This window comes from Pseudoalteromonas sp. 20-92, from assembly GCF_030847595.1.
In the GTDB taxonomy this organism is placed as follows: domain Bacteria; phylum Pseudomonadota; class Gammaproteobacteria; order Enterobacterales; family Alteromonadaceae; genus Pseudoalteromonas; species Pseudoalteromonas fuliginea.
In genome coordinates, this window is the sequence record NZ_JANJGQ010000002.1 from 204722 (window position 1) to 218911 (window position 14190).

Annotated in this window: 10 protein-coding genes; 5 read left to right on the forward strand and 5 right to left on the reverse strand. The window is 36.5% G+C overall.

Annotated features, from left to right (window positions below):
• Window positions 1-32 precede the first annotated feature (32 nt).
• Window positions 33-1064 (forward strand): patatin-like phospholipase family protein, encoded by a 1032-nt coding sequence (locus NRL14_RS02900; protein ID WP_306723950.1) that lies wholly within the window; start codon window positions 33-35, stop codon window positions 1062-1064.
• Between the two features lie 15 nt (window positions 1065-1079).
• On the opposite strand, the gene NRL14_RS02905 is transcribed toward NRL14_RS02900, so the two are convergent.
• Together NRL14_RS02905 and NRL14_RS02910 are read right to left on the reverse strand one after the other, a co-directional pair.
• The gene (locus NRL14_RS02905; RefSeq protein WP_306723951.1) at window positions 1080-1763 is read right to left on the reverse strand and encodes a hypothetical protein; all 684 of its coding nucleotides are present in this window, start codon (window positions 1761-1763) and stop codon (window positions 1080-1082) included.
• A gap of 215 nt (window positions 1764-1978) precedes the next feature.
• On the reverse strand, window positions 1979-2542 hold the full coding sequence (locus tag NRL14_RS02910; protein WP_306723952.1) for a YSC84-related protein: 564 nt from the start codon (window positions 2540-2542) through the stop codon (window positions 1979-1981).
• Between the two features lie 149 nt (window positions 2543-2691).
• On the opposite strand from NRL14_RS02910, the gene NRL14_RS02915 reads away from it, so the two are divergent.
• Window positions 2692-3903, forward strand: a complete 1212-nt coding sequence (locus NRL14_RS02915) for a tyrosine-type recombinase/integrase (protein WP_306723953.1) — start codon at window positions 2692-2694, stop codon at window positions 3901-3903.
• Window positions 3903-5102 (forward strand): sodium:proton antiporter, encoded by a 1200-nt coding sequence (locus NRL14_RS02920; RefSeq protein ID WP_306723954.1) that lies wholly within the window; start codon window positions 3903-3905, stop codon window positions 5100-5102. The genes NRL14_RS02915 and NRL14_RS02920 overlap by 1 nt, the downstream gene beginning before the upstream one ends.
• A gap of 141 nt (window positions 5103-5243) precedes the next feature.
• Here NRL14_RS02920 and NRL14_RS02925 read toward each other — a convergent pair whose 3' ends face one another.
• Window positions 5244-8291, reverse strand: coding sequence for an FAD-binding and (Fe-S)-binding domain-containing protein (locus NRL14_RS02925; protein ID WP_306723955.1), 3048 nt, complete (start codon window positions 8289-8291; stop codon window positions 5244-5246).
• A 145-nt stretch (window positions 8292-8436) separates the two neighbouring features.
• Between NRL14_RS02925 and NRL14_RS02930 the strand changes: the two genes are divergently transcribed.
• Complete coding sequence (locus NRL14_RS02930; protein WP_039488918.1) at window positions 8437-8646, forward strand: PGPGW domain-containing protein; 210 nt, start codon at window positions 8437-8439, stop codon at window positions 8644-8646.
• A gap of 83 nt (window positions 8647-8729) precedes the next feature.
• On the opposite strand, the gene ppsA is transcribed toward NRL14_RS02930, so the two are convergent.
• Window positions 8730-11105: a phosphoenolpyruvate synthase gene (gene ppsA / locus NRL14_RS02935; protein ID WP_306723956.1), complete on the reverse strand. Its 2376-nt coding sequence runs from the start codon at window positions 11103-11105 to the stop codon at window positions 8730-8732.
• Window positions 11106-11262: 157 nt separating this feature from the next.
• Between ppsA and NRL14_RS02940 the strand changes: the two genes are divergently transcribed.
• Window positions 11263-12072 carry a pyruvate, water dikinase regulatory protein gene (locus tag NRL14_RS02940; protein ID WP_007583184.1) on the forward strand — a complete coding sequence of 270 codons (810 nt, stop codon included), beginning with the start codon at window positions 11263-11265 and terminating at the stop codon, window positions 12070-12072.
• A gap of 63 nt (window positions 12073-12135) precedes the next feature.
• Here the strand turns inward: NRL14_RS02940 and NRL14_RS02945 are convergent, their stop codons facing one another.
• Window positions 12136-13485 (reverse strand): class II 3-deoxy-7-phosphoheptulonate synthase, encoded by a 1350-nt coding sequence (locus NRL14_RS02945; RefSeq protein ID WP_306723957.1) that lies wholly within the window; start codon window positions 13483-13485, stop codon window positions 12136-12138.
• Window positions 13486-14190: the final 705 nt, after the last annotated feature.

The window sequence follows — 14190 nt, forward strand, 5'->3', positions numbered from 1 at the left end:
AAGCAACCAAAGTAAAAGGCATAATTTTTTAGATGATCGAGATTCACGCAGGGAAAACAGCGGCTAAAATTATTAACGAACAGGGCTTTAAACCTGAACTTTTCACCTCTTTTTTAGGTGCAAGTGGCGGTCCTAAATGGTTTACATTATTTGGCTTAGATAAATATATTTTTGGTGAATTTTTTAAAAACCGCACCCAACCACTTAATTTAATTGGCTCATCTGCCGGCGCTTTTCGCTCTGCATGTTTTGCACAAAGCGATCCCGTTGCTGCCATTGAGCGATTAGCAAAATCGTATTCGCAAACCCGATATTCAAGTAATAAACCAACACCAAATGAAATAACAATAAAAGCGCGCGCATTACTTGAAGATGTTTTTGGCGATAACGGCGTAACCGAAATTATAAATAACCCAATATTTAAAGCGCACTTTATAGTAGCAAAATCGAATGGCTTTATTGCCAGCGAAAATAAACTTATACAACTTATGGGCTTGTCAAAAAGTTACATGCTTAACCGCGTTAACCGAAAATTATTAGGCTCACAGTATGAGCGTTTTATATTTGGCCCAGCAACAAGTGGCTTATCAATTACCGACAGCTACAATTTTAAAACGCAAAATATAGCGCTTACTCAAAATAATTTAAAAGACGCGTTACTTGCATCGGGTTCAATACCACTTGTTATGCAAGGCATAAAAAATATTGCAGGCTCGCCGCAAGGAATATATCGCGATGGCGGAATAATTGATTACCACTTTGATTTAAAAATTAATAACCCAGGACTTATTTTATATCCGCATTTTAATTCAGAGCCAAAAGCAGGGTGGTTCGATAAAAATTTAAAACGTAAAGTATCACCACTTAATTACGATAATGTGGTGATGATCACTCCATCAAAAGAATTTATAGCAAGCTTACCTTACGGAAAAATCCCAGACAGAAACGACTTTACCGATCTCGATGCAGATACACGTATAAAATACTGGAATACTGTTTTTAGTGAAACTGAGAAATTGGCTGAGGCGTTTGATAAAAAGTTAAATAGTTTAAAATTATTATAATTTTCGAATAAAAAATTACTGGATATAGAAATGATTTTCACTGTAGTCATAAAAATTTTTATTTGATATATTAATTTTTAAAATTGAATCAATATTGTTATCTATATATTCATCAACAAATAGAACAAATCTAAATTCATCTTGAAGGATAAATGGTTCAACAGGACGTTTTCTAAGGAGGTTCTGATCAAAAATTGATAAGTGCTCTTTTTCATTTAATTTATAAGAACCACCTAAATTACTTGAGGATATAAATACAGGGGAATACTGATAAATTACTTTCCCGAAAATATAACTTTTTATATCAAGCTGCTTTTTTGCTTCATTTAGAATGTTATTTATAAATTTTTCAATATTATAAATACCAAATGTTTTAGGCCCAAAACCTCTTTTTGTTTTTTGCTCAATTGAAATACCATGAAAGGATATAATATAGGCTTTTTCAGGAGTTTCACCGATAAAACCTTCACCTTCAATTGAAGTAATATTAGAACGACTTGATTCAAAAGTAAGAGGTAAGCTAATTTTAGATGTACTCAAACCCTCTAATTTATCTTCACGAGCTATATCATCTTCAATATTTTGATAATAATGAGAAGTCCTAAGCCATAAAGACCCTGTATTCATTACAAAATCATATACTTCTTTTTCACATGTCCTAAATACTAATAATTGATCAGTATCAGTTTTTATAAACATTTTGCTTCCTTTCTATTATTAATTTCGTTACTGATATAATTGTATAATACAGATTAAAGACCGATATTAAACTAAATAAAATATACTGTATAGGGTTTAGATGTAGTATCAAAATCATTACAGCCCATAAATTACGTTATGTTAAATTGATTAGGTTTTAATAAAGCGAGCGTGATTATACAAACCAGCTCGCTTTTAGGAGAGTAATTTGGTGGTTAATTAAGCTCTGAATCAACCCAAAACTTAGTTCCTTTTAATACAGCTTGTAGTGCAAGGCCATTTTCGGTTACAGAATATACAGTTACTTGATCTGCAATCGCTTCGGCAACCAATGCACCGCCTTTATCTTCATATTTAGCTGCTGCATCAGCGTTTCCGCCAAAAGCCCAACCATGTTCAATAAATCTATTTAGTGCAGCTTGGTTATGAAAAACCATTACAACGTTAAAATCTTTTACACCTAAGCCAAGCCCTAAACCGGCTTCGCCCATATTCATGTAAGTCGATTTACCTGTAAGGTTATTTTTAACTAAGCCGTAACCGCCACCAAAACTGGCTAAAACAACATTTACGTTCGCGTTATCAAAAACAGCGTAACCAGCCGAATTAGCAATTTGTTTTTTAACGTCAGGTTTTTCAGCGTATAATTTATCTAATGTATTTGTTTTCATACTTTGTACAAGTGAACGTTTTTCGCTTGGTGGTGCACTACCTGTAGTAGCACAACCAGTTAACGCAACTGTTAAAGCAAGTACGCTTAGTATAATTAGTTTTTTCATAATGTTTTCCTTAATAAGATATAGCAACCAACAACCATAGGAAAATCACGGTATTAAAATAATTAGAACTTTACTATGTCCAATACTAGACAGTATCGGACTTTAACGTTATTCTGTAAGTCTATTATTTAATTGAATATTTATAAATTATGCTTGTTGCTTTGGTTGATACGTTAAAACAATTAAGATATCAAATTGCCCATCTAGATGACGCTACTCTAAATTCAGAATACCCAGAACTTGCATCCTTTATACAGGAAATTGGCTTGACTGTAACTGAATCAAAAGCCGATCTGACATTCTTGTATCAGTTTTTATATGTTTATGGCCGTAAGTCAGAAGCCACTTATAGTCGTTTTCGAAATGAGCTTGAACGCTTTTATTTATGGTCGTGGTTAATAGCAGAAAAATCAGTATTCGATTTAAAACGTGAAGATATTGAAGCTTATGTTGATTTTATGGTTGAACCCGATAAAGCATGGGCTGCAACTTCAGTGCAATGGCGTTATAAAGATGAGCAAGGAATTCGTAGATTAAATCAAAACTGGCGCCCTTTTATGCTAAAAGAATCAACTGCCAGCCAACAAACTTTATCGTCTATGTTTACTGCCTTAAATGTATTTTATAAGTTTGCCCTACTAGAAGAAAAAACATTTGCTAACTTTGTCCCTGTTGTTAAAAAAAATAGTCCGTACTTAGTTGTTCAATCACAAATTCAAATTCCAGACACATTAAGCGATATTCAATGGGAATACGTTTTTGGTGTAACGCGTGATTTATGCGAACATAACCCTGATTTAGAGCGAAACTTATTTACGCTTGCCTGCTTAAAAGGTCTTTATTTACGAATTTCAGAATTATCTGAGCGCCCACAATGGTCGCCGGTGATGTCTCATTTTTGGCAAGATAATGATGGTTTTTGGTTTTTACGTATAATGGGAAAAGGTAATAAATTACGAGATGTAACCTTAAGCGATGATTTTGTTGAATATTTAAAACGTTATAGACTATACAGAGGTTTACCTGCCCTTCCCCGTGTTGATGAGTCAGATCCTTTGGTTCATAAAATTCGCGGGCAAGGTGGTATGACCGTAAGGCAAATTAGGCGTTTAGTTCAACAAAGTTTTGATTATGCACAGCAATCATTACTCGATGATGGTTTTAAAGATGATGCTGAACAACTTGGCGCTGCAACTGCGCATTGGCTTCGTCATACTGGTGCAACTCATGATGCGCAAACCAGACCGCTCAAACATTTATCAGAAGATTTAGGTCATTCTAAAATTGCGACTACCGATCAAATTTATATTCAAACAAATATTAAAGAGCGAGCAAAGTCAGGACTTAAAAGGAAAATTTAATGGAGTATTTAGTAATAGCATTTATAGGCGGATTATTTTTAATTTATTCTTTAGCACTTCGCCAGTTAGAAAAAACAGAAGTAACAGGCCCAATGTTTTTTGTTGTTGGCGGAATATGTTTAGCTTCAATGCTACCCAACGAAGGGGATAAAATAAAAGAAGGCGTTGATCTTTTATTACCATTTATAGAGCTTACGCTAAGTATATTTTTATTTTCCGATGCAGCTAAATCAAAGCTAAGTGTATTAAGGCATAGTTTTCAGTATCCTAGTTTACTGTTGTTTGTTGCCCTACCCTTAACTTTGTTACTTGGTATTGCTGTTGCTTTATTTTTCTTTGCTGAGCTTTCACTTATTCAAGCAGCGTTGCTCGCTATTATTTTAACACCTACCGATGCGGCATTAAGTAAAGGGTTACTAGCAAGTACACAAGTGCCTGAAAAAATACGTGAAGGGATAAATACTGAAAGTGGTTTGAACGATGGATTATGTGTGCCCATATTTTTAATATTTATATTACTCGCTAAAAATCCTGATTCAGCTATTACCGCAAAACAAACATTAAGTGTGTTTGGCCGAGAGCTTGGCTTGGCTTTATTAATAGCTATTACAAGTATCGCTGTTTTTATACCGAGTTTAAACTTTGCAATGAAACGTCATTACTTTGCACAAAATACCAGTCCATTTTTATTACTCGGTTTTGCTATGGCTGTTTTTTCTGTCACTCAGTATTTTCATGGCAGTGGATTTATTGCGGTGTTTATTGCCGGTTTATTATTTGATAAATTTTCGACTGAAGAAGTAAGAACAGAATTAATTGAAGACTCAGAGCACATTGCAGATTTTACATCGCTAATGATTTGGTGCTTGTTCGGGTTTGTTTGTGCTTACTTAGTTATTCCGAAATTAAATACTGAAATTATAATTTACGCTTTGTTAAGTACAACATTGATTAGAATAATTCCTGTTATGTTGTCATTGCAGTTTACGGCATTGAATATTAAAGAGCGTTATACATTTGCGTGGTTTGGACCAAGAGGATTAGCATCAATTGTTTTTACATTGATGGTGATTGATACGCAAATAGAAAACAAATATCAAATAGCGACAATAGCAATGACGACTATTTTGTTTAGTGTATTTATTCACGGTATAAGTACAAAGCCAATTGCAGACAGTTTCGCTAAAAAATCTAAATAGCTTTTATAAAAATTAGTGAATTTTTTGCCGAGGTATCAAGGCGTTTTTCCAGCCTCAAAAACGATCATTTAATTAAGCGAATGGGTATTAATAAAAAAAGGCGTAACTTATTTTTAAGTTACGCCTTTTTTTTAACTTTTATTAGCTAAGTACCTGTGCGAGTAATTCAATTGGGTGTTTTGGTTTAAATTTCTCAAAACGTTTAACTTGGCTACGACAAGAAAAGCCCGTAGATAAAAGTTGCTCTGGTTTATTTTTATCTACAATTGGTTTCCAACTCATTTCATAAAGCGCACGTGAGTTATCTTGATTTTGTGCTTCGTGGCCATAAGTTCCCGCCATTCCACAACAACCTGTATTTGTTGTTTTTAATGTTAAACCAATATCATTGAAAATTGTTTGCCAAACATTTGCCGCTTTTGGCAATGCAGTTGTTTCAGTACAGTGACTCAGTAATGTAAATTCGGTATCTGTATTTTGCTGTGCGCTTAGTAATTTAAACGATTGTGTTTCGAGCCATTCATGGGCAAGTTGCACGTTAAATTCACCACGGTTATTTTCTAAAATTGTATTATATTCATCGCGGTAACACATAACGAGTGAGGCATCTAAACCGACTAACGGTGCATTGATATCATTTAATTTATTTAAAAACTCGGCTGCATTTTTAGCTGTAACTTTAAATTCATGCAAAAAACCTTTTACGTGTTGCGGTTTACCATTTGGTTTAAAAGGTAATAGCATTGGTTTTTTGCCAAGTTGGGTTATTAAAGTAATAAAACTTTCTACTAGTTCTGCTTCGTAAAAGCTCGTAAATGGGTCTTGTACTATTAATACATAGTCACTTTGTTGCTCTGCATTTAATTTATTTAATAAATCAAAATCAAATTTTTGTGTTTTAGTAATACGCTTTGAAAGTGCAGGAATACTTAACTGTGGTGTATCAACATAGCCAACTGTTTTTTTTATAACATTGCTTACTAATGATGTTTTAACAATTGGATTTATGACTTTAGCGAACTTTGCCATTAATGGCGCGCTGTTTTCTATGTTACCAACAAGGTAATCTTTTAGCGGGCGTGCATAATAACTATGATAATAATTTAAAAAGCGCGAACGAAAAGTGGGTACATCTACTTTAATTGGACATGCTGTTGTACATGCCTTACACGCTAAACATTCATCCATTGACGCTTTTACTTCGTGAGAAAAGTCGTAAATACCTTTTCGTTTTTCGCGGCTATGAACGAAACGTTCCCACCAGGTGATTACTTCACCTTTGTTAAGTTGCTTTTCTACTTCGAGCAAATCTACATTTTTTGACTCTTGTAATCGAAGCCACTCGCGCATTAAACTTGCGCGTCCTTTTGGTGAATTACGGCGATCGCCAGTTACTTTATACGATGGACACATAGGTGAATTTTCATCGTAATTAAAGCATATGCCATTACCATTACAGGTCATTGCATTGTTAAAACTGGTTTTAACTTCTATTGATATTTGCTTATCGAAGTGCGATCTCTTTTGTCCATCTACACTAACTAGTGAGTCTTCACTATCGATAGGAGTACATATTTTGCCGGGGTTAATACGGTTGTTAGGATCGAAAGCTGTTTTTATTTTACGAAGTTGTGTATATAAATGCTCACCAAAAAATTCAGGGCTGTATTCACTTCGGTAACCTTTACCGTGCTCGCCCCACATTAAACCGCCGTACTTAGCGGTTAGTTTTACGACCTGATCTGAAATAGTTCTAAGTAGTTTTTCTTGTTCTGGGTCGCACATATCAAGTGCTGGGCGTACATGTAAAACCCCCGCATCAACATGGCCAAACATACCATACTGTAAATTATGACTGTCGAGTAATGCTCTAAATTCGACAATATAATCTGCTAAATTTTCAGGCGGTACTGCAGTGTCTTCTGCAAAGGCGAGCGGTTTTTGGCTGCCTTTTACATTACCTAATAAACCCACTGACTTTTTACGCATTGCGTAAATTTTTAGTATATCGCTTTTATCACTGGTTAACTGATAACCAATAACGCCATTAGTTTGATTTATTACGCATTCATCTAGAAGCTTACAAAGCGTGTCTACTTTGTCTTTTATATCATCGTTTGATACTGCATTAAACTCGACCATGTTAAGGCCTTGCATATCTTTATTTGGTACGTCGGTTATTAAGTCCGATACTAAATTCCAAATGATGTCTTCACGCGCTAAGTTTAAAACTTTGCTATCTACGGTTTCTACCGATGTTGCGCGTGCATCAACTAAAAACGGTGAATGACGAAGTGCTGAGTCAAAACTATCGTACTTGATATTTATAAGGGTTTTAAATTCAGCAATCGGTGTTAGGTTTAATTTAGCTTCAGTTACTATACCTAATGAGCCTTCTGAACCTGTTATTAGTCGGCTCATGTCAAAAGTAAGTAAGTCATCACTTAGTACATGCTCTAGGTCGTAGCCGGTTAAAAACCTATTTAACCGTGGAAACTTAGCTAAAATAGCTGCGCGTTCATTAACTGAAATATCTAAAACTGTTTTATATAAACGACCAATTAGAGAGTCTTGCTCGGCTATAATTTTTGCTTTGTCGATGTCTATTGGGGAGGTACACATAGGTGTGCCATCGACTAAATAAGTTGTAAGCCCTAAAACATGATCGCTTGTTTTTCCGTAAACTAACGAACCTTGCCCAGAGGCGTCAGTACTTATCATTCCACCAATAGTTGCCCTGTTACTAGTAGATAAATCGGGTGAGAAGAAAAAACCATAAGGTTTTAAAAAGTCATTAAGTTGATCTTTTATTACGCCGGTTTGAACGCGTACCCAGCCTTCTTCTACATTTATTTCGAGGATTTCGCGCATATAGCGAGACAAATCTACAACAATACCAGGTGTTAACGATTGTCCGTTAGTGCCTGTTCCACCGCCACGAGGCCCAAAAGTTAATGATAAAAACGGGTCGCGAGATGCTGTTTGCAATGCGAGCTGAATATCTTTTTCACTTTTTGGAAAAATAACACCTTGCGGTATTTCCTGATACACACTGTTATCGGTTGAAGCAGTAATACGCGTTGCATAACTTGCGTCGGTATCTCCGGTAAAACCTTGGCTTGTAATGGTATTTAGGTAGTTAGCGACAAGTTCTGTCGCGGCATCTTGCTGTGTAATTGTTGCTATCATGACGGCGATATTTTAGGGCATTTGACTAATTATATCATGGTGATGGCGAATAGAAATTGAAGATTTTACAGTTTGTAACACTCTTTTAGTCGATTTTAATGCAGCTTAAATTATACTCAAGTTAACAAGTAATGAGGTGTGTTATATGAAAAAATTACTATTACAGATCAGTGGCGTGTTATTTATTTTGCTAGGATTATTTTTTGCGATCGTCCCTGGCCCATCGCTTATATTTTTTATGGCGGGTTTATTGTGTTTTTCGTTTTACTACCCTAAAGCGCGACATTACTTATCACTTTGTCAAAAGGCGTTAACTAAATCATGTGCTTATTTAGATAAAAAATTAGCCCGTTAATTTACTTTTAATTGAGTATAAAAAATGCCAGCAATTTATTGCTGGCATTTTTATAGCTTACCTATTTATAGCTTACATATTTATTACTTTGCTAATTTTTTAGCTAGGTATAACCATGTTTCTATTACTGTATCTGGATTTAGTGAAACAGAGTCAATACCCTGCTCTACTAACCATGCTGCAAAGTCTTCGTGATCTGAAGGACCTTGACCACAAATACCTACGTACTTTCCTTTTGCTTTAGCTGTTTTAATTGCCATAGAAAGTAGCTTTTTAATTGCAGGGTCACGCTCATCAAATAAATGTGCGATTAAACCAGAATCACGATCAAGACCAAGCGTTAACTGTGTTAAATCGTTAGAGCCAATAGAAAAACCATCAAACATTTCTAAGAATTCATCTGCAAGTAATGCATTCGAAGGCAGCTCACACATCATGATTACTTTAAGACCATTATCGCCGCGTTTAAGGCCATGTTCTTCTAGTAATTCAATTACGCGTTTGCCTTCTTCAAGGGTACGTACGAATGGGATCATGATTTCTATGTTAGCCATATCCATGTCATTTTTTACGCGTTTTATAGCTTCACATTCTAGTGCAAAACAATCGCGGAAGTCTTCAGAGATATAACGAGCTGCACCACGAAAACCAATCATTGGGTTTTCTTCTTCTGGCTCGTATTGCTGGCCACCCACTAGGTTTGCGTATTCGTTTGATTTAAAATCAGACATACGAACAATTACACGCTCTGGTGCAAATGCACACCCTAGAGTAGAAATACCTTCAACCAGTTTTGTTATGTAAAACTCTACTGGTGATTCGTAACCGGCAATCATGTCAGTAATTTCTGCTTTTAATGCATCTGTTTGAGCATCAAAATTTAATAACGCTTTAGGATGAACGCCAATCATACGGTTGATAATAAATTCAACCCGCGCAAGGCCAACACCCGCATGCGGTAAGCGTGCAAAGTCAAAGGCGCGATCGGGGTTACCCACGTTCATCATAACCTTCATTGGCAGTTCTGGCATTTTATCAACGCGCGACGTTAATATTTCAAAATCTAAAATACCTTCGTAAATAAAGCCAGTATCGCCTTCGGCGCATGATACAGTGACTTCTTGACCCGCTTTAATTAAATCTGTTGCGTTACCACAACCAACAACTGCTGGAATACCAAGTTCGCGTGCAATGATTGCCGCGTGGCACGTACGACCACCACGATTTGTAACAATCGCTGCAGCACGTTTCATGATTGGTTCCCAATCAGGGTCGGTCATATCGGTTACTAAAATGTCGCCTACTTGTACTTGATCCATTTCTTTGATTGAATCAAGAACACGAACAACACCGCTACCAATTTTATGACCAATTGCACGGCCTTCAACAAGTACATTACTTGTGCCATTTAATTGAAAGCGTTCCATTACGTTAGAGTCTTCGTTTGAGCGTACAGTTTCTGGGCGTGCTTGGACTATATATAGTTTGCCGTCGTTACCGTCTTTTGCCCATTCGATGTCCATAGGACGACCGTAATGTTTTTCGATGATTACAGCTTGCTTGGCAAGCTCTTGCACTTCTTCATCTGTAATCGAAAATTTATTTGAAAGCTCAGGGGCAACATCAACGATGTCTACTTGCTTACCGTGTGCTTTATCTTCTGAGTAAATCATTTGAATGGCTTTAGAGCCAATATTACGACGTACTACTGAAGGTTTATTTTTAAGGAGTGTTGGTTTATGAACATAAAATTCATCAGGGTTAACCGCGCCCTGTACAACCATTTCACCTAAGCCGTAGCTTGATGTAATAAATACAACGTCTTCGAAACCAGATTCAGTATCGATACTAAACATTACGCCAGATGCTGATTTATCTGAACGTACCATGCGCTGTATACCTGCTGATAACGCAACACCACGGTGATCGTAACCTTGATGAACACGATATGAGATTGCGCGGTCATTAAATAATGAAGCAAATACGTGTTTAATTGCGACCATGACTGAATCGATACCGACAACGTTAAGGAAAGTTTCTTGTTGGCCTGCGAATGATGCATCAGGCATATCTTCAGCGGTAGCTGATGAACGTACTGCAAATGAAACATCTGCTGCAGTATCACCATGGAGTTGGCTATATGCGTCGCGAATGGCTAGATCTAGGTTTGGTTGGAATGGTGTGTCGATTATCCATTGGCGGATGTCGGCACCTACTTTAGCGAGTGTATTTACATCATCAACATCAAGTGTATCTAGGATGTCATGAATTTTGGCGGTGAGTCCTGATTGATCTAGAAACTCATTAAAAGCATCTGCGGTAGTTGCAAAACCACCCGGTACTTGTACACCAGCGTTTGCGAGGTTTGAAATCATTTCGCCAAGTGACGCGTTTTTACCGCCAACTCGAGGAACATCTTGCATACCAAGCTCTTGATACCAGAGAACGTATTCTTGCACGGATCTTTCTCCAAAAAAAACAAATTGTAGGTCTAACTGTGAGAGTTAAGAAAGAAAACCTTTTATAAAGGTCGTCATCATTCTACACTGGCAACAGTCCTCACGTAAACCGTGGGAAACCCATTTTAGGGATTTAAACGCAATAAAAAGGTTAATTATGAGAACTGCTTTTTATATATCAGATGGAACAGCAATTACTTCAGAGGTGTTTGGGCATGCGACTTTGTCGTTGTTTCCTATCGATTTTAATCATAAAACAATTCCATTTGTAGAAACTGAAGAAAAAGCGCACGAAATTAAAGCTTTAATTAATGCAACTGCTGCAAAAACAGGTGAAAAGCCTTTCGTGTTTTTTACTTTTGTGAATCACAATTTAAGTGAAATTATAAAATCGGCTGATGCAGTTACGTATGATTTTTTAACTACGTATAGCGAAAAAATAGAAAAAGAACTCAATGTAGCCCCTGTTCCAAAAATGCATCGTACGCATTCTATCCACGAAAAAAGTTATGATTTTAGAATTGATGCGGTTAACTATGCTCTTATGAATGATGATGGCGGAAATATTAAAAACTTCTCCGAAGCAGACATCATTTTAATTGGCGTTAGCAGAAGTGGTAAAACACCGACAAGCTTATACTTAGCACTGCAGTACGGCATTAAAGCGGCTAACTACCCTATTACAGAAGAAGATTTAGATAATGAAGGTTTGCCTAAATGTTTAGTCCCTTATAAACATAAGTTATTTGGACTCACGATTGACCCTGAGAGGCTTGCGGCTATAAGGCATCGACGTATGGCTAACTCTAAGTATGCGTCTATTAAACAGTGCCGTATTGAGGTGCGCGAAGTGGAAATGTTGTATAAGCGGCACAAAATAGCTTACTTTAATTCTACGCATCATTCTGTTGAAGAAATTTCTGCAAAAATACTGATAGAAACAGATTTAGAACGACGTAAGTACTAACTTACTCATCAAATTTGAAATAAAAAAACCGCAATTAAGCGGTTTTTTTAGTATTAACAAATATTATTTACGTGCGTCTTTTAGTAAATCTGCGACTAAAAAGCCTAACTCTAATACTTGGTCGGCGTTAAGGCGTGGATCACACTGCGTTTTGTAACGCTGTGCTAGGTCATCGTCAGATAAACCGTAAGCACCGCCGGTACACTCTGTTACGTGCTGGCCTGTCATTTCTAGGTGAACACCACCTGCATATGAACCTTCTGATTTATGTACAGCGAAGAACTGACTGATCTCACGCATGATATTATCGAAGTTACGCGTTTTGTAACCTGATGTCGCTTTTTCAGTATTGCCGTGCATTGGATCTGAGCTCCAAATTACTTTACGGCCTTCTTGTTGAACTCTTCTTACTAGCGCTGGGAGTTTTTCTGGCAGTACGTCTGCACCCATACGCGTAATTAGCGTTAAACGACCAGGAATGTTATCTGGGTTTAATGCATCAATTAAACGAATTAGGTCATTTGGGTCCATACCTGGGCCAACTTTAACACCAATTGGGTTTTTAATGCCTTTAAAAAATTCAATATGTGCATGGTCTAGTTGACGAGTACGTTCACCAATCCAAACAAAGTGAGCTGAACAATCGTACCAATCACCCGATAAGTGGTCGCGACGAGTAAGCGCCTCTTCGTAACCAAGTAATAAAGCTTCGTGAGAAGTGTATAAATCAGTTTCTTTTAAGCTTGGCGCAATTGTAGAGTTAATTCCGCACACTTCCATAAACTCTAGTGCGTCTTGAATTTTATCTGCAAGTTGTTGGTATTTTTCTTTAAGTGGATTTGCAGCAACAAAGCCCATGTTCCAGCGGTTAACCTGGTGAAGATCGGCTAGGCCGCCTTGTGCAAATGCACGTAATAAGTTTAACGTAGCGGCACTGTGATGATAAGCCGTCATTAAACGTTGTGGATCCGGTATACGTGCTTCTTCAGTAAACTCAATATTATTAATGATGTCGCCACGGTAAGATGGTAAAGACACGCCATTAATTGTTTCTAAGTCTGCTGAACGAGGTTTAGCGTATTGACCAGCCATACGCGCTATTTTAACTACAGGGCATTTACCGCCGTAAGTTAATACAACAGCCATCTGTAAAATTGTTTTGAATGTATCGCGAATGTTAGCTGCATTAAAATCGCTAAACGACTCTGCACAGTCACCACCTTGAAGTAAAAATGCACGGCCTTCGCACACATCTTCAAGTTGTTTAAATAAGCTTCTTGTTTCTTCAGCAAAAACTAAAGGCGGAGCCGTCTTTAATTGGCCTTCTACTGATTTAAGTATTTCTTGATCTGGGTACTGTGGTTGCTGCAGTATTGGCAGCTCTCTCCAGCTATTTGGGTTCCACGATTGCATGTTCTTTCCTCATTCCTACATTACCTGATAAGAAGAAATTACCGTATGCAGGCCCCTATGTTCAAGGACTAAATTCACTATTTACCAATTATTTAGTTATGAGTTAAGTATAATAGTAATCTTATTTAATCCATGTGGTTATATAACATACACTTTAGTTTTATCTTTAATAAACTAAAGTGTTTAAATACAAGCAATTATAGAGCGCTAATTGCAATTTTAGCGCATTGAGAATAAATAGAGCATAAGGGTTTATTATATGTAACTTATCAAAGAACACATCATACTTAAATGATGTGTAATGTAGCCTTAACTTTACAGTGAAATTTAATTAATAGTTAGCAACTACTATGTGCAGGCCTTAATGTATGATATAGCGGGTGTTAATCATTTATTTGCATAGTAAAGTATTCACAAACAGAACTAGATTCACAAGCGCCAAAACGTAAAGGTGTGGTGCGCAATTTACGTTTTCTCTACCAACACGATAGTGTGTTTATCATGATTAAAAACCCAAATGGTAGAGATATCTTTAGAATGATGCTGAAGTTAAAAACTTTTATATTTAGTCTCATTACTGTGTTACTAATACGATATAAGTTCGTTTAACTCATCTTCCCTACTCTTAGTTAATCAGCCAATTCAGAACTAAGCGCATTAACTGGTTGATGTAATACAAAGATCTAATATGTAAAGTTTAATTCT